Source organism: Qiania dongpingensis, assembly GCF_014337195.1.
Classification (GTDB): Bacteria; Bacillota; Clostridia; order Lachnospirales; family Lachnospiraceae; genus Lientehia; species Lientehia dongpingensis.
The window spans coordinates 256570-272678 of sequence record NZ_CP060634.1; the positions used below are offsets into that span (position 1 = coordinate 256570).

Sequence of the window (16109 nt, forward strand, 5' to 3'; positions counted from 1 at the left end):
AACAGATTATGTGTATTTTTTCTAAAAATCAGCGGAGTATATCGTCCTCCTTTACAAGAGATGCGTTCAGCACAATATGGTCGTAGCTTCGAAGGCCATATGCCATATTCTTCTTGACGATACAGTATTCACTGTTTTCATCCAGGATCTCAACCTGTTTGAAGATAGCGTATCCCCGGTTTATATTGTAAACTCCCTGCAGAGATTCCTTGGCGCCGATCTGATATCGTTCATTGGAATCTGGAAGTATGATATAGTCTCCTTCTTTAAAATCATCCATGGAAACATAGTAGTATTCATCAGTGGTGCGGTATATGCTGGCCGCAATAAACTCCATTGTGGAAGTGCCGTCATTGGCATAGACTTCTTTATAGAAGCCTTCTTCGGCACTGTCTCCTCCTGAGGCAATGAAATTTACGGGGATAACAAAAAAGTCTTTCGTGGTCAGCGCCGTCTTAGGCACTTTCAGCCCTTCAGCCTGGGAATTTTTCACTTCCACTTCCACAAAACGCTCACCTGCAAATTGAATCATATATTTAGTGAGATCGATTTTTCCATAGGATGCTCCGTCTTTTCCAGTAAAAACGGAAAAACCGGCCGCCGCATCTAGATTTTTCTTGGGAAAATGAACAGACACTGAAGTCACGTCGGTGTAATCCGACAGCTCGTCCTCTTCCAGAGGAATCACCACCGACCAGGCGTCATCGGTGATCATCTTATAGGCAGGAGTACCGATGTTTATCAGCTGTCCGCCTGCATGAGCGGTCTTCTGATAATTTTCCTTGGAAAAAGTATCCGCTGATACCTGATCTGCAGTCAGTCCCTCCATTCCGTCCGTTGAATAGATGACAATCCCGCTGGCCTGTGCATAACATCGCTGAAAGGAGATTGCGTTCCCTTCTCCTTCTGCCGCGCTCAGCTCCTGCAGAGCGTTGATATTGATATACTCCATCAGCATGGAATTAAGCGTTGTATTGATATCATATACGTCCGAAAACCGGCTGTCAGAGTAAGACGTGCTGAAATCTGCCAATAATTCCTTCATTTCTTTCAGATTTTCATCAGACAGCCGGCTTTCCTCTCCGGAGGACTGATTCAGATATTCCGTCATGGAACCATTCTCATCCACAGTGAAGATCAGGTTCCCGACTGCAGCCTTTTGTTTTTCCCGCAGATAATAGTTTACATATCCGGCATAATCGGAATTCACCACTGTTTCGTTTCGGAGTATCACTCCCGTATAAAAAGAATCGTTGGCAATGTCTCCATCCAGTACTTCATACATCTTAATTTTAGGTTTGACCATAAACTGAATGAGCACAATGATCAAATATAAAAAAATAACGGCAAATACGGCTATGCCGATATTCATATTTTTCGGTTTTTTATAACGAATGATCTTTTTACTTGTATTTGCCATAAAAGGCTCCTTTAAAACAAACCTTGGAAATCTTTCCCATAATAATATCCTGAAATAAGAATAAACTAAAAAAAGGAAAGGAGGGAAAAGCTCATGAATTCCAAACCACTTGATTACACCGCTCTCGTCATCACCATCATCGGTGCCGTGAACTGGGGTCTAATCGGATTCTTCAAATTCAACCTGGTCACATTCCTGTTCGGGGACATGACCCTGATTTCCCGCATCATCTACGCTGTTGTGGGCATTTGCGGCCTGTACCTTATCAGTATGTTCGGCCGTGTCGGAAACGGTACCGACTGAAAACGTTCCGTCCTATTTTGGGATGCAGATGCGTTCTTCCTGCCTCTGCGATCCGCCAGAGGCTTTATTCTTTGGCAGGGAAGCAAAATGTATATAGGGCTGGTGTCAAAGAATAAATTCGGGACGTGGGGTTATCACGTCCCGAACCATATTTATCATTCATTATGTAAGTTACTATAAAGAAACAATCACTTTTGACTGTGCATGTTCAGGAAGATCCTGTGCGTCCATGGAAATGCTCAGGATGATGGTAACTCCATATTGTTGTCCAAGCTGTTCTAATTCAATCAAGGCGGCGGAGATGTCCTGGCCTTCCAGGTGCGCCAGCTTTAAGAAACTATCCAGGAATACATATTCCAGATCATAATCCTGTGAAATAATACCGCACAGGAATCCAATAAAAGCATTATAAGAACGAATCGGATAATCATAGACATTGATAAGACGAACTTTGTTGTCTAATTCGTGCATATTTTTCGTATTTTTGTCGAGATATACGAGGGACCCCTTACACTCTTTCACCGCCACATTTGCTTTTTCAAGCAGAAACTTTGTCTTGCCCTTCCCCATCTTTCCTGCTATGATCTGCACCATAATGCACTCCTCCTTTAGTCACTAAGTAATAGTTCGGATATTTACAAAACCCTGTTCTAATTATAGTATAAATAATATGAAAGTACAATCCTTATTTCTGAATTTTTGAAAGCAGAGAGGTCATGGTAACGTACAGCGATTCACGGCTGTCGGCTTTCAGCACCACTGAAACATACTGCGCTCCCGCTTCATCCTCCGATGCCAGAGAAAGGCAGAATTTCGCTTCCGGAGTCGTCCCCGTCTTTCCTCCAAGGGGAATCACGCCGTCTGGCGCCGCCGCCTGTCCGCAGAAATACCAGATTCCTCTGTTCCATGTATTGGTCACCGGCTGTCCATTGTTGGTATACTGTGCGGTATATTGCTGCGTACCGATGATCTTCATGAACTCCTCATAGTTCATCAGTTCGTTAAAAATCAGGTAGATATCATACGCCGTTGTGTAATGATCCGGGTCATTCAGCCCATGAGCATTGACAAAGTGGCTGTCCGTCGCTCCCAGAGCGCGGGCTTCCTGGTTCATCAGCTCCACGAACGCTTCTTCACTCCCGGCGACTAGATACGCGATCGCATTGGCCGCGTCATTTCCGGAGGGGAGCATCAGACCATACAAAAGCTGCTCCAGGTTTAGAGTATCCCCATCCTTTACATTGCATACAGAGGAATCCGGGTCCAGATTTGCGAGCATATCGGCCCGTACCGTGATCTCCTCGGACAAATCTCCGTATTTTAAAGCCACCAGACAGGTCATGATCTTTGTGACACTGGCAGGATAAAGCCGTTCATAAGCATTTTTGCTGTAGACTACTTCTCCGTTGGTTCGGTCAAAGGTCACGCCCGCCTCAGATGTGATGCTGGGATCAGGCTCTGAATCCGCCGTGACTACACAAAGCTTCTCTGCGAACAGGGACGGGGCCTCTCCTAAAACCTCCGGCGCCTCCATGGACAAATCTTCATCCTGTCCTTCATAAGCAGCCAGAATGGAAGTACTGCCTTTTCCTGAAAAAGGGCTATTAATAAAACATAAGAAGACGATCGTGCAGGCGGCGACCGCCAATATGGCAAGGCCGAATTTCAGTGCAATCCGGGTACGTTTTACCTGCTTCGCTGTTGTTGTTCGTGGCATAACCTGTATCATTTCCTTCTTAAAATTATTTGTAAGCTTCCCGCCATTCCATATCTCCCCGCTCCATCGCTTTCACCAGAAGCTCAGCTGTAGCCAGATTCGTAGCCAGAGGAATATTGTGGATATCGCACAAACGGATGACCTCGAAAACATCCGGCTCGTGTGACTTCGGGTGGAGGGGATCCCGCAGAAAGATCATCAAATCGATCTGATTGTTCTCAATCTGTGCCGCCAGCTGCTGCTCTCCGCCCAAATGGCCCGCCAGAAATTTGTGGATGCTCAGATTCGTCACTTCTTCAATCAGACGCCCCGTTGTACCTGTCGCATAGAGTTCATGCTTACAAAGAATACCCCGATACGCAATTGTAAAATTCTGCATCAGCTTCTTCTTTGCATCATGTGCGATAAGTCCCACATTCATACTTAAAACCCTCCTCTATTATCATATTTTCTTTGAAGACCGACATTCAAAACCAATCCCATACCTATAAAAATGCTCAGAAGCGAGCTCAGTCCGGCGCTGATAAAAGGCAGCGGCAGTCCTGTATTCGGAAGGAGCCCGGTTGCCACTCCGATGTTCACAAAGGATTGGAATGCAATCAGCGCCGCCATGCCGCTGCAGATAAGCCTTCCTGTCATATCCCTCGCTCTTGCAGCCATATAGATGCACTCTGCCGTCAGAAGGGCCAGCAGGCTGATGATAATGACACTTCCCACAAAACCGGCCTCTTCCCCGATCACGGCGAAAATAAAATCCGTGTCCTCTTCGGACAGGAAATTTCCGTTTTTCACGGAAGCCAGTGTTGTATTTGCCAGTCCCTTTCCATGAAGCTGCCCAGAACCGATGGCCATGATGGAATTCATCTGCTGCTGAGTATTGTCCGCCGGATATTTGGACGGGTTGATCCACGACATGATCCGGTTCACCTGATACGGCTGCAGGAGCTTCTGCCCCTCCTGCTGGATGTAGTAGACAAACCAAATGCCGGCAGGCACCAGCACAGCAAACACGCCTCCAATCCATTTATAGCTTATTTTCGCCACATACAGCATGACCAGAAATATGACCACCGTCACAAGGGTCGTGGAAAGATTCGGCTGGTCAAATATCATATACGCCGGAATCCCAAACAAAACAAGTGACAGGATCACAATCCGCACCGAACTGATCTTTTCGCGGTGCTTATAGAAAAACATGGCGAAAAACAAGATCAGCATAATCTTTGAAAACTCAGACGGCTGTATCTGACCGATTACCGGCAGGTTCAGCCAGCGCTGCGCTCCTCCGCCGGACTGTCCCATGAACTTTGTAGCTAGGAGCATCGCGATATTGACTGCGTAAATAGGCCAGTAAAGCTGCAGGATCCAATGATAATCGATCAGGGAGACTAAGAACATGCATGCCACTCCCAGAGCCACGCCAAAAATCTGTTTGTTATAAGTATCTGTTCCGGAATTTATCGTGGCACTCTTCACAAACAATATGCCGATCACTGCCAGGGACAGTACAAATAATATGAGTCTGATATTGAAATAACGAAAACGGTACTCTTTAAACTTAAACATATTTCATCCTTTATCTGTTAGGATTCCCATTTTTTATATCTTTAATTGGAATATTTGCAAAGAGGGCCGGGACAGCGCCGTGGCCGCCTTCTGATTCCGTCTGGGTGATCTGGATGTCCAGCGCATCGGTATCTACGTCCATATATTTGGAAATCACCTTGATGATGTCATTTTTAATGGCCTCCATCATTTCAGGAGAACAGTTGGCCCTATCGGATACCAGCAGAAGCTTCAGACGGTCCTTTGCCACATTCCCCGATTTATTCTTCGAAAAAAAATCAAACAATCCCATGACTTGTCCCCCTTATTTCTTCTTAAAAAGCCCGGCCAATCTGGAAAAGAACCCGTTTTTCACATTCAGGTCCAGCATTGGCACTTCTTCACCGGTGACACGTCTTGCGATATTCATATAGGCTTGTCCCGCCATACAGTCCGATCCTGTCAGCGGCTCGCCCTGATTGCTGGAGATCACAATGTGTTCATCGTCAGGGACAGCGCCGATCAGATGGACGGCCAGGATATCAATGACATCTTCGATCGACATCATATCCCCCCTCTGAACCATATCCATCCGAATCCGGTTCACGATCAGATCGATGCGGCGGATTTCATTGGCCTCCAGAAGCCCGATGATACGGTCGGCGTCCCGGATGGCGGAAACCTCCGGCGTGGTGACCACAATCGCCCGGTCGGCTCCGGCTATGGCATTTTTGAAGCCCTGCTCTATGCCGGCGGGACAGTCCAAAAGGACATAGTCAAACTCTTCCCTCAAAGAATCGATCATTTTCTTCATCTGCTCCGGTGACACACTGGACTTGTCCCTTGTCTGTGCCGAGGGCAGAAGCTGCAGATTCGGATACCTCTTATCCTTGATCAGCGCCTGGCTCATACGGCAGCTTCCTTCCACCACATCCACCAGGTTATAAACGATCCTGTTCTCAAGCCCCATCACCACATCCAGGTTCCTGAGACCAATATCTGTGTCGATCAAAACTACTTTCTTGTTCAGCATGGCAAGGCCGATACCGAGGTTGGCCGATGTAGTGGTTTTTCCAACTCCTCCCTTGCCGGACGTAATTACAATGACTTCACTCATAAACTCATTCCTCCAAGATTCAAATTCCTGCTGTCAGATACCTAACGGAAGCTGACCTCATCGATGACCTCTTTGCAGAGAGGCTCTATGTAGATCTTGCCGAAGTCCAGGTACGCGATCTGCGCACCGCCCTCAAAGACGTGATGACCGCCGGTGCGGGCTGTCACGTCTCCTATCCGGATTTGAATTGGTTCCATCTCCAGGGCCACGACAATGGCATGCTTCTTTCCGCCCAGTCCGGCTATCGCCGTACCGCGCAGGGTTCCCAGCACAATAATATTTCCTTTGGCGACGATCCTCGCCCCAGGGTTCACATCTCCTAAAATGACAATGTTCCCCTCTGCTTCCAGGACTTGTCCCGAACGAAGCGTCCCTTTATAGAATTGACCGCTCCCGACAGGCTTCCCGTCGCCTTCTTCTTCCGCCTCTTCTTCCAGCGTGCGCCGGAAGAAGGCTTCTCGTGCTTTGTCCGTGTCGATGACACAGGAGATATCTATCTCTGAATTTTCACAAATGGTATTTACGATCTGATTCGTTTCTTCTGGTGTAAGAGTCCGTCCTTCAAAGGTAACGGCCATTTTCGCTCCGCGGAAAAATTTCGCGGAATCCCGGAATTTTGCGGTAATATCCTCAAGAAGCTTGTCCATGGGGATTTCCGGATCCAGGAATACGGAAAGGCCATAATTATTGCCTTTGATAATGACTGTCTGCCGCATCTTATCACCTCACCGGTTTTTTATTCTGGTATATAATCATTGGCATCCGCCGCGTGGTTTTCCTCTAAGATTGACTGCAGAGTGATATAACCGTACTGCAGTCGGAGAGCTTTTTCCGCGATGGCTGCCGCATTGCTGGCCCCGTAGCCGTTGGGTATGGAAACAGAAACGGCCACCTCCGGCTCCACATAAGGATCCGTTTCCTGGATCCGCGCCGGGGCATATCCGATAAAGGTACCATGATTGGCCCGCTGTTTTGCCTGCTCGGCCGTACCGGATTTACCTGCAAATCCGATTTCTGTCTTAATGGGCGAATTTGCAAACGTGGTAAAATACGTACCGGCCGGGCCTACCACGGCCTCCATGCCGTTGTGCATCGCATCCCATGTGGACTGCGCCAGCTCCACATGCCCTTCCAGCTGAGGCGTATATTCTTGAGTCACTTCCCCATTATTCTTCTGTACTTTGGAGATCAGGCTGTATTTATACAGATTTCCGCTGCTGGCTACTGCCGTCAGATATCTGGAAAGATGGATGTTCGCGTAGGTATGAGTACCTTGTCCAATGGATGAAGGAATCGGGTTCTGATCCGTTATGTGAGGCTCGCTTTCCGCGATCTCCACACCGGATTTCGTACCCAGGCCAAACATTTTTGCATACTTTTGTATGGTGGCAATGCCCTTGTCCCCGTCGTAATTTCCATTGGACTGGGAAAGACGGAAGCCCACCTCCGAAAAGTAATAGTTACAGGACTGGGCGATCGCTCCGATCACGCTGAGCTTTCCATGGCCGCCGGCCTGCCAGCACCGAAGATGCAGACCTTGTTTTTCAAAGACGCCCGTGTCGTCAATTTCCTCTGCCTCTGTTATAACGCCTTCCTCCAGGCCGATGGCCGTGGTCAGTACCTTAAAAATGGAACCCGGCGCCGTCTCCACCTGCGTAGCCCGATTCAGGAAGGGCTGGCTCAGATCGTTGTAAAGCTGGTTATAATATGCAACGTCGATGGAACCGGAAAATTTATTGATATCATATCCAGGATAAGTGACCAGTGCCTTGACCTCTCCTGTTTTGACATCGGTTATGATACAGGAGGCGGAGCAGGGGTCGAGGGCCATCTGAGCCGGAGTCAGCTCCAAATTGGCTATCTTTTCTTTCAGGAAATTAAACGCCGCCTTCTTTCCTCCTTCTGACAGACTGGCAATGGCGGCCTCGTCATGTGCCAAAACGCCCTGTTCATAAAGGCAGAGACAGAGCTCTCTTCCTGAGATAACGTCATCCTCTATCAAATATTTATAAATCAGCTTATGGAATCCGACATCACTGTCCATGGCTGCTGCAAGCGTATTCACCAGAAATTGGAAGGTATCATCCGTGCTGGTGTATTTTTCCTCTGAGGAAAGCTTCGTGGTGTCGATCCAATTGCTCTCCACCGCATGATACAGAAAATCATGGAAGCTGACCGTCTCATTGACCCAGCCCAGATAAATCTCATCTTCTGAATTCAGGGAACCTTCCAGGAAATAGGAATTGTCCCTCATATAATCAAATACGTAATCCTGATAATCCTGCATGGATTTCTCACACTTATCAAACGCGGGAGCCTCCGCCGAAGACAGCTGGGATAAAAGCTCCGGGATCACGGATGCTTTCCTGTCCACGAAACGGTCATGAATGCTCTTTTCCAGATCGCTGGCATCATCCGCAGCAAAATGGCTCATGGACAGAATATTGTTATTGATAAACTGATAATACGCGTTCTTTACAGGAATCTTTATATCGGAAGTGTCGGTATCGTCTGTGATCACATAGGATTCATCATCCGTCAGCTTTGCTACCAGGATACCGGCCAGGCTCTGCTCGATCAGGGCATAAATGCCCACCTGCAGATCCCGGTCTATGGTCAGATATACATCGCTTCCGGCCTCCGGGTCCACCGTATCGGTCACTTCCAGAATACGCCCCTCGCTGTCCAGGTACATGGTCTGGCTTCCCTTGATCCCAGTCAGATCGAGCTCCATAGCGGACTCGATTCCGGATTTCCCCACCACATCATTCAGCTCATAGCTGTCATTTTGTCCCTGAAGCTCCTTCAGCTCTTCCTGATCCGCCTTTCCGGTATAACCGAGAATATGAGCGAAAGCATAGCTGTCATTATAAACGCGGATTGTCTCTTCTTCCACGTTTACCTCCTGCAGTTCATCCGAATGTTCTTTGATATCCGCCACCGTTTCCAGTTTCACATCCGAAGCCACCGTTACGGCATCATAACGGCGGTATGCGTTAAGTGCCATCGCATAGCGGATATTCATGAGCTTGAGCGCCATGGTGTCTTCAATCTCGTAAGTGGTCTTGTCCTGATTCGTCCCGATTCCATACCGTTTTTTAAGCGTCTCAAACAAATCGGCCGCGGAAATATTGGAAGGATGTTTTCCCTTCTCGTCATCCAGTTCATCGGTGCTTTTTAAGCCGTATACATCCCGAAGGAACCGGCGCCTCTCTTCTTCTGTGCTGGTCGTGTACTGCGGAACACCGTTTTCGTCCAGCGCAATGGACAAAGACGTTATCAGGGTCTCACCATGCTTCTCCAGGATAGGGATGAGGCGGAGCAGCATTTCATTTCTCTGATATCCGTTCGCATAAACTCCCGTATCGCCGACGGTGACCGCATAGGCCAGCTTGTTGTAGGCCAGAAGGTTTCCGTTCCGGTCATAAATATTCCCCCTTGTTCCGGAAACATTGACAGTCTTGAGCGTCTTCTGGACATAGTTTTCCTGGTAGTCAGCCCCCTCCACGATCTGCAGCTTGAAAAGACGGAACACCAAACTGGTGAACATGGCGATAAAAATAATGCTGACCACGAACAGCCTGGATTTCACTACTCTTTTAACGCCGCTTACGAGAATTTCCCAAATTTCACTAAACAAATTTTGTCGCACTCCTTCGTTCTGTCATTTCCAGTTTATAATTGATAAAAGAAAGCAGCTGATAGATGATACCTGTCAGGACCACCGTATAGATTACTTCCGGCAAGATCACATGAGTCAGATAGTATATAAAATCCAGCCGGTTCCTCACAAGAAACTGGAAAACATAAAAATACAGGTTATACAAGATGCTGCTGAATGTGGTGACAATGAGCGGGAACACAATGTAATCTGAATACATCCACTGATGGAATGCGCCGTTTATATAGCCTATGATAATATAGATTATCATATGGAACCCCAGCGCGTTCATCGATACAATATCCGTAAGCAGGCCGCAGAACAGCCCAATTACCATTCCCTGGGTCTTTCCCTTCATAAATCCAAAAGACACGGTGATGATCAAAAGGATATTGGGAACCGTATCGATCAGCGGAACATTTGCAAAAATTCCGTATTGGAGGAAAAAACCGGCAAAAATGACGGCTGCCATCACAAGGATCCGCTTGATTTTCATGACTGTTTCTCCTCGCCCGTTACTTTCAGGGTCTTGATGACCAGAACCGTCTGCAGATGGTCAAAATCCACCACCGGTACGAGATATCCGGATTTGGTCACATTATTGCTGTCCGTCTGAATATCCTGGGCATAGCCGATCAGGATGTTCGGCAGATATTTGTCGCTGATATTGGAGGTCACGATCTTGTCGTCATCCCAGATATTGTCATTCTTATCGATATAGCTGAGACGGAGCTTCCCTTCACTGTAAAGCTTCAGATCTCCGGAAACGATACAAGTATCGCCGGAATTCAAGGACATGGCGCTTACGTTGCTGTCGTCATCTATGATGGAACGGACCTTGGCAAAATCTTTTCCCACTTCTGTGACGATCCCTACCAGGCCTCCGCCGGCGATCACATTCATATCCACCTGGATGCCGTCCTCTGTCCCCTTGTCGATCACAAAGGAATGGTACCAGTTCCCCGCGTCCTTTTGTATCACCCGGGCTCCTGTCATCTCATAGTCTGTATACTGTCCCTTCAGTTCAAACAGCTCTTTTAGCTGCTTAAGCTCCGTCTGCCCCTGCTGATAATTTCCGATATCCTCCTTAAGAGAAGCCAGCTCCTCCTTTAACTGCTGATTCTCCGCCCTGGCCTCCTCCAGACTCTGATAGTCATAAGCGGTATCCGCAAAGCCGGTTCCCAGATGGTTCAGTCCCTTCTGCATGGGAAGAAGCACAGAGTTCACTGCGTTGGTCACCGGACTTAAGAATCCCGGCTTAAAGTAATTGACGGTCAGAAGCCCGATACAAAACAGTATCAGAAAAAACAACAGGTATCTGGCCGGCAAAGAAGCTTTCTTTTTGTTCTTCATCCTACAATATTCCTCGTTCTTTTAAACTGATAAAACAATTGTCCCCGATTATGATATGGTCGGCCAGGGTGATTCCCAGAAGCCTGCCTGCTTCATATACCCTGCGGGTTACCAGGATATCCTCTTTGCTGGGGTCAGGGTCTCCGCTGGGATGGTTATGCAGCAAAATGATACTGACCGCCTGGTATTTTAACGCTTCCAAAAAGATTTCCCTGGGCGAGACCAGGGAGCTGTTCACCGTGCCCACAGAAATCACCAGGTCATGGAGAAAACGGCTTTTTGTATCCAAAAGCACCACCCGGAGCTCTTCTTTTTCCTTGTGGCGCATTTCTTCCATGAAGTATGCCGCAACGGCTCCGGGAGAAACAAACGCCTTCTCCCTGTCGATGCTTTTTCTGCTCATCCGTTTTGCAAGCTCTCCGATACAGGAAAGCTGTATGGCCTTAACTTTGCCGATACCAGGTATGGACTGAAGCTCCCGGACGTTCAGATGATGAAGTCCCAAAAGCCCGTCCACAGAAGGATTCAGAGACAGCACATGCCTGGCTGTCTGCAGCGCTCCCTGCCCTCTCGTACCAGTCCGGAGAATCACTGCCAGAAGCTCTGCGTCGGACAGTGCCGCCGGTCCCAAGGCCATACATTTTTCATAAGGACGTTCGGAAGCCGGCAGCTCCCGAATGGTATTTTTCTTTTCTTCCATAGGCTCGTCTCCTTTTTCCATATGGGATGACAAGCCAGTCAAAAACCGGAGTCTTACCAAAAACCCCCCGTAAAACCAATATTTTACTAACTAACAGTTTAGCACAATTTTTATCCTCTGTACACCAGAAATATGAATCTTAATGAATTCCTCAGAAAGATATCACATTTTTATCAAGCATTTTCTGCACGGAAAAAAGGATGCCGGTCTTCGCGTGACAGTAGGTCAGCCCTCCCTGAAAAAAGACCGTATAGGGCGGTTTTAGAGGCCCGTCGGCAGATAGCTCGATGGAGGAGCCCTGTATAAACGCTCCGGCCGCCATGATGACATCGGAATCGTATCCCGGCATCGGCCAGGGTTCCGGGGTGACGAAAGAATCCACAGGAGCCGCCGCCTGAATCCCCAGGCAGAAAGCTTTCAAAGCCTCGGGAGATCCGAGATCAACCGCCTGGATGATGTCATGACGGGCAGTATCCGAAGACGGATATACGGGAAATCCCAGTCTCTCATACACCGAAGCCGCAAATATGGCTCCTTTTATGGCGCCGGCAGTCACCGTAGGCGCAAGGAAAAATCCCTGAAAAAGAGTCTGGTTCAGCCCAAGGCTGGCCCCCACTTCCTTTCCAAGACCCGGCGAACTCAGCCGGTATGCCGCCTGTTCGATACAAGCTTCCTTTCCCACGATATACCCGCCGCAGGGAGCCAGGCCGCCTCCCGGATTTTTGATAAGAGAACCCACGCACATGTCGGCCCCCACTTCTGTCGGTTCTGTTTCTTCTGAAAATTCCCCGTAGCAGTTATCCACCATACAGATGATATCCGGCTTTTTTTCCTTGAGAAAAGAAATCAATTCTCCGATCCGTGAGACAGACAAGGTGGGCCTGGAGGCATATCCTTTAGACCGCTGGATGGTGGCCAGCTTCGTTCTGTCATTCAAGCGCCCCTCGATCGCTTCAAAGTCGAAGGAACCGTCGGGCTTCAGGTCTGCCTGAGCGTATGTGATGCCAAATTCCTTCAGGGATCCCTTGGATTCCCGTATGCCGATGACTTCTTCCAGCGTATCATAAGGCTTTCCCACCGGAGAAAGGAGCTCGTCTCCCGGCCGGAGATTCGCGGCCAGCGCAACATTCAGCGCATGGGTGCCGCAGGTGATCTGCGGCCGTACCAATGCCGCTTCCGCATGGAAGACATCTGCATACACCGCTTCCAGGGTCTCCCGGCCCAGATCATTGTATCCGTATCCGGTCGATCCAGAAAAATGTGCTTCCGCCACTCTGTTCTTCTGCATGGCATGAAGCACTTTAAGCTGGTTATATTCAGCAGTCCTGTCTATTTTCTCGAACCGGTCCCTTAAAGAAGCTTCCACCTCTGTTCCAAGCTCCAGGACCTTTTTATCTATACCGATGTTCTGATACATCGTCTCCAATGATTCCATATTCTGTCTCCCTTTGTCTTTCTCATGCCCGGCCATCTGTCCGTCCGGGCGTGATCATTCTTTTTCTCATGATGGCTTCGATCTCTGAAAGAATCGCTTCCTCCGATCTGTCGTCCATGGAGATCCAGTCTGTCTGCCTCTCCCGCTTGAACCAGGTCAGCTGTCTCTTCGCAAAATGTCTGGTATCCCGCTTCAGTATCCGGACGGCTTCGGAAAGAGTCGTTTCCCCATCCAGGTATGCCAGAAGTTCTTTATAGCCCAGTCCCTGCATGGATACCATATCCCTCGTATATCCCATATTTTTCAACTGCCGGACTTCGTCTAAAAGCCCCTCCTCCATCATCTTGTCCACGCGCCGGTCAATCCGCTTATAAAGTTCCGTCCTGTCCCGGAACAGAACCACATAAGCAAACTGATAGGGAGATTCCTTTTCCCGCTCAGCTTGGTTATGCTCCGAAATAGGCTTCCCTGTTTTCTCAAAAAATTCCAAAGCGCGGATCACACGTTTTATATTATTCTCATGGATATCCTCTGCGGCCTGGGCATCCCTCTCCCTAAGCATCTGATGGAGATATCCCGCCCCCCTTTCCTCCGCCAGTTTTTCCAGCTTTTCTCTGTACCCGGCATCCGCGTCATTTTCTGTAAAATCAATATCGTATAACAGGGCTTGAATGTAAAAACCGGTTCCTCCGGTGAGAATCGGCAGATGTCCCCGTTCATAAATCCCATTCATCGCTTCTTTGGCCATCCTTTGAAATTTTACCACATGAAAGGATTCTTCCGGCAAAAGGACGTCAATAAGATGGTGGGGAATCCCCGCCATCTCTTCCTTTGTAACTTTCGCGGACCCAATGTCCATGTATTGGTAGACCTGCATGGAATCCGCGCTGATTATCTCTCCTCCAAAGGCCTTGGCTGCCCGGATGGAAAGCGCTGTCTTCCCGACGGCCGTGGGGCCGGTCAATATCAATAAGGGTTTTTTCATTTTTGTGATCCTTTATACGATTCTTTTAAATTTCTTTTCCAATTCCCTGCGGCTCATGGAAATGACGGTAGGCCGTCCATGGGGGCAGGCATAAGGATTCTCTAGCGTGAGGAGTTCGTCGATCAGGGCCTCTGCTTCCTTCACAGACAGAGAATCCCCGCCTTTTACGGCGGCTTTGCAGCTCATGGAGGCCAGCTTCTCCAAGATCACCTGCTCGGACTCCTGCTCCAGCTCTTCCGCCAGACTGTCGAGAAGCTCCGTCAAAATATCCGTCTGGGCGATGCCGTAGAGGTTGGAGGGAACGCTGTAGACAGCGTATTCTCTGCCTCCAAAAGGCTCAATTTCAAAACCGAGAGCCAGAAATCTTTCTTTATGGCTCTTTAAAACCTCCTCCTCCCGCAGATTCAGCGTGAGTATGATCGGCGGATTGACCATCTGAGCCAGGACCTTCTTTTCCGCTAACTGGCGTACCATCCGTTCATAAAGGATTTTTTCATGGGCTGCGTGCTGATCGATGATCAAAAATTCATCCCGGTATTGAATCAGCCAATAGGTATCAAACAGCTGTCCAATAAAGCGGTATTCATCCCGTGCCTCCTTCGTCAGCAGCTTTTCCTCAAACAGCTCCAACTGCTTCGGAGCCTCCGGTTCGGAAGGTTCGGTCTTTGATTCAGGCTGTTTCACCGGAATTTTCGCATACGCTGCGGATTCCCGCACTTTTTCCTGATTCCAGAGCGGTTCCCGGTCCTTTATCATGCGCCTTACCTCAAAAGGCTCCGGCGCTCTCTGGACAGTGTGCTTTTTGGTATCTGCGTTCTCTTTCGCAGAAATTTGGGGGCTGTCCTTTTGTGGCTCCGCATCCAGAGATACTTTGCGGATCAGTTCCTTTCCAGCCAGGGTATCATGTACCGCCCTGCAGACCGAATCATAGATTTCCTCCGGGTTCCGGAATCTAAGCTCCATTTTGGAAGGATGGACGTTTACATCCAGAAATTCCGGTTCGATCTCCAGATTTAAAACCACGAAGGGGTACTTATGCTGCATCATATAAGAATGATAACCGTCTTCAATGGCTTTATTGATCAAATTGCTTTTGATATAACGCCCGTTGATGAAATAATTTTCGTAGGTCCTGTTCCCCCGGGAGATAAGCGGCTTCCCCAGAAATCCGGAAATCTTCACCGCTTCTTTTACAGCTTCCACTGGCAGAAGGTTCCCGGCGATTTCTCTGCCATATATCATATAGATCAGATCCTTCAAATTGTGATTTCCCGAAGTGTGGATCCGGCTTTGATTGTTCTGGATGAACCGGATGGATACATCTGGCCTGGACAGGGCCATGCGTTCTATCAGGCTGCTGATATAGGCCCCCTCCGTCTGAGCTGTTTTTAAAAATTTTTTTCTGGCCGGCGTATTATAAAACAGGTTTCGGACCAGAAACGTAGTGCCGTCCGGCGCCCCGATCTCCTCCAGCAAAATTTCTTTTCCGCCGTGGATCTGGTACCGGGAGCCGGTCAGGGCCTCTGCCGTCTTTGTGATCAGTTCCACCTGGGATACCGAAGCGATGCTTGAAAGAGCCTCTCCGCGAAACCCCAGAGAAGATACCGTGAGCAGATCCTCCACGGAGCGGATCTTGCTGGTAGAGTGACGGAGAAATGCCGTCGGAATCTGTTCTTTTTCAATCCCGCATCCATTATCGGTAATGCGGATAAAAGAAATTCCCCCGTCCTTGATCTCCACTGTCACGGCTGTCGCGCCTGCGTCAATGGCATTTTCCATCAGTTCCTTAACAACGGAGGACGGCCGGTCTATGACCTCGCCTGCGGCAATCTGATTGATTGTATCCTGGTCTAATACTGTGATCTTTGGCATA

Annotated in this window: 16 protein-coding genes; 1 reads left to right on the top strand and 15 read right to left on the bottom strand. The window is 48.6% G+C overall.

Translation table 11 applies throughout. From position 1 onward, the window contains the following. Nucleotides 1–28 precede the first annotated feature (28 nt). Nucleotides 29–1420, bottom strand: a complete 1392-nt coding sequence (locus H9Q78_RS01185) for an HlyD family efflux transporter periplasmic adaptor subunit (RefSeq protein ID WP_249303083.1) — start codon at nt 1418–1420, stop codon at nt 29–31. 93 nt (nt 1421–1513) lie between these two features. Between H9Q78_RS01185 and H9Q78_RS01190 the strand changes: the two genes are divergently transcribed. Next, the gene (locus H9Q78_RS01190) at nt 1514–1723 is read left to right on the top strand and encodes a DUF378 domain-containing protein (RefSeq protein ID WP_147595864.1); all 210 of its coding nucleotides are present in this window, start codon (nt 1514–1516) and stop codon (nt 1721–1723) included. Nucleotides 1724–1897: 174 nt separating this feature from the next. Here the strand turns inward: H9Q78_RS01190 and H9Q78_RS01195 are convergent, their stop codons facing one another. The 14 genes from H9Q78_RS01195 to mutL all read right to left on the bottom strand — a co-directional run bounded on the left by H9Q78_RS01195 (nt 1898) and on the right by mutL (nt 16108). After that, nucleotides 1898–2317: a twitching motility protein PilT gene (locus H9Q78_RS01195; RefSeq protein ID WP_147595865.1), complete on the bottom strand. Its 420-nt coding sequence runs from the start codon at nt 2315–2317 to the stop codon at nt 1898–1900. Nucleotides 2318–2408: 91 nt separating this feature from the next. After that, nucleotides 2409–3440 carry a D-alanyl-D-alanine carboxypeptidase family protein gene (locus H9Q78_RS01200; protein ID WP_249303085.1) on the bottom strand — a complete coding sequence of 344 codons (1032 nt, stop codon included), beginning with the start codon at nt 3438–3440 and terminating at the stop codon, nt 2409–2411. Between the two features lie 25 nt (nt 3441–3465). After that, nucleotides 3466–3861 carry a methylglyoxal synthase gene (gene mgsA / locus H9Q78_RS01205; protein WP_147595867.1) on the bottom strand — a complete coding sequence of 132 codons (396 nt, stop codon included), beginning with the start codon at nt 3859–3861 and terminating at the stop codon, nt 3466–3468. Nucleotides 3862–3863: 2 nt separating this feature from the next. Continuing rightward, nucleotides 3864–5006, bottom strand: a complete 1143-nt coding sequence (locus H9Q78_RS01210) for an FtsW/RodA/SpoVE family cell cycle protein (RefSeq protein ID WP_249303087.1) — start codon at nt 5004–5006, stop codon at nt 3864–3866. A gap of 10 nt (nt 5007–5016) precedes the next feature. Next, complete coding sequence (minE, locus tag H9Q78_RS01215) at nt 5017–5298, bottom strand: cell division topological specificity factor MinE (protein WP_249303092.1); 282 nt, start codon at nt 5296–5298, stop codon at nt 5017–5019. 12 nt (nt 5299–5310) lie between these two features. Next, nucleotides 5311–6102: a septum site-determining protein MinD gene (gene minD / locus H9Q78_RS01220; protein WP_249303093.1), complete on the bottom strand. Its 792-nt coding sequence runs from the start codon at nt 6100–6102 to the stop codon at nt 5311–5313. Between the two features lie 41 nt (nt 6103–6143). Next, nucleotides 6144–6818, bottom strand: a complete 675-nt coding sequence (minC, locus tag H9Q78_RS01225) for a septum site-determining protein MinC (RefSeq protein ID WP_249303095.1) — start codon at nt 6816–6818, stop codon at nt 6144–6146. A gap of 20 nt (nt 6819–6838) precedes the next feature. Continuing rightward, complete coding sequence (locus H9Q78_RS01230) at nt 6839–9742, bottom strand: penicillin-binding transpeptidase domain-containing protein (RefSeq protein ID WP_249303096.1); 2904 nt, start codon at nt 9740–9742, stop codon at nt 6839–6841. Beyond that, nucleotides 9735–10259, bottom strand: a complete 525-nt coding sequence (mreD, locus tag H9Q78_RS01235) for a rod shape-determining protein MreD (protein ID WP_249303097.1) — start codon at nt 10257–10259, stop codon at nt 9735–9737. The genes H9Q78_RS01230 and mreD overlap by 8 nt, the downstream gene beginning before the upstream one ends. Further along, the gene (gene mreC / locus H9Q78_RS01240) at nt 10256–11116 is read right to left on the bottom strand and encodes a rod shape-determining protein MreC (protein WP_249303098.1); all 861 of its coding nucleotides are present in this window, start codon (nt 11114–11116) and stop codon (nt 10256–10258) included. The genes mreD and mreC overlap by 4 nt, the downstream gene beginning before the upstream one ends. Before the next feature lies 1 nt (nt 11117). Then, nucleotides 11118–11816, bottom strand: a complete 699-nt coding sequence (gene radC / locus H9Q78_RS01245) for a RadC family protein (protein ID WP_249303100.1) — start codon at nt 11814–11816, stop codon at nt 11118–11120. Between the two features lie 151 nt (nt 11817–11967). Beyond that, complete coding sequence (locus H9Q78_RS01250) at nt 11968–13251, bottom strand: methionine gamma-lyase family protein (RefSeq protein ID WP_249303104.1); 1284 nt, start codon at nt 13249–13251, stop codon at nt 11968–11970. Nucleotides 13252–13273: 22 nt separating this feature from the next. Then, nucleotides 13274–14236, bottom strand: coding sequence for a tRNA (adenosine(37)-N6)-dimethylallyltransferase MiaA (gene miaA / locus H9Q78_RS01255; RefSeq protein WP_249303106.1), 963 nt, complete (start codon nt 14234–14236; stop codon nt 13274–13276). 12 nt (nt 14237–14248) lie between these two features. Next, on the bottom strand, nt 14249–16108 hold the full coding sequence (gene mutL, locus H9Q78_RS01260) for a DNA mismatch repair endonuclease MutL (RefSeq protein WP_249303108.1): 1860 nt from the start codon (nt 16106–16108) through the stop codon (nt 14249–14251). Between the last annotated feature and the right edge of the window lies 1 nt (nt 16109).

Bases quoted from the DNA above. Each gene is read 5' to 3' on its own strand.
- H9Q78_RS01185 (WP_249303083.1), bottom strand. From the start codon at position 1,420: ATGGCAAATACAAGTAAAAAGATCATTCGTTATAAAAAACCGAAAAAT.
- H9Q78_RS01190 (WP_147595864.1), top strand. From the start codon at position 1,514: ATGAATTCCAAACCACTTGATTACACCGCTCTCGTCATCACCATCATC.
- H9Q78_RS01195 (WP_147595865.1), bottom strand. From the start codon at position 2,317: ATGGTGCAGATCATAGCAGGAAAGATGGGGAAGGGCAAGACAAAGTTT.
- H9Q78_RS01200 (WP_249303085.1), bottom strand. From the start codon at position 3,440: ATGCCACGAACAACAACAGCGAAGCAGGTAAAACGTACCCGGATTGCA.
- mgsA (WP_147595867.1), bottom strand. From the start codon at position 3,861: ATGAATGTGGGACTTATCGCACATGATGCAAAGAAGAAGCTGATGCAG.
- H9Q78_RS01210 (WP_249303087.1), bottom strand. From the start codon at position 5,006: ATGTTTAAGTTTAAAGAGTACCGTTTTCGTTATTTCAATATCAGACTC.
- minE (WP_249303092.1), bottom strand. From the start codon at position 5,298: ATGGGATTGTTTGATTTTTTTTCGAAGAATAAATCGGGGAATGTGGCA.
- minD (WP_249303093.1), bottom strand. From the start codon at position 6,102: ATGAGTGAAGTCATTGTAATTACGTCCGGCAAGGGAGGAGTTGGAAAA.
- minC (WP_249303095.1), bottom strand. From the start codon at position 6,818: ATGCGGCAGACAGTCATTATCAAAGGCAATAATTATGGCCTTTCCGTA.
- mreD (WP_249303097.1), bottom strand. From the start codon at position 10,259: ATGAAAATCAAGCGGATCCTTGTGATGGCAGCCGTCATTTTTGCCGGT.
- mreC (WP_249303098.1), bottom strand. From the start codon at position 11,116: ATGAAGAACAAAAAGAAAGCTTCTTTGCCGGCCAGATACCTGTTGTTT.
- radC (WP_249303100.1), bottom strand. From the start codon at position 11,816: ATGGAAGAAAAGAAAAATACCATTCGGGAGCTGCCGGCTTCCGAACGT.
- H9Q78_RS01250 (WP_249303104.1), bottom strand. From the start codon at position 13,251: ATGGAATCATTGGAGACGATGTATCAGAACATCGGTATAGATAAAAAG.
- miaA (WP_249303106.1), bottom strand. From the start codon at position 14,236: ATGAAAAAACCCTTATTGATATTGACCGGCCCCACGGCCGTCGGGAAG.
- mutL (WP_249303108.1), bottom strand. From the start codon at position 16,108: ATGCCAAAGATCACAGTATTAGACCAGGATACAATCAATCAGATTGCC.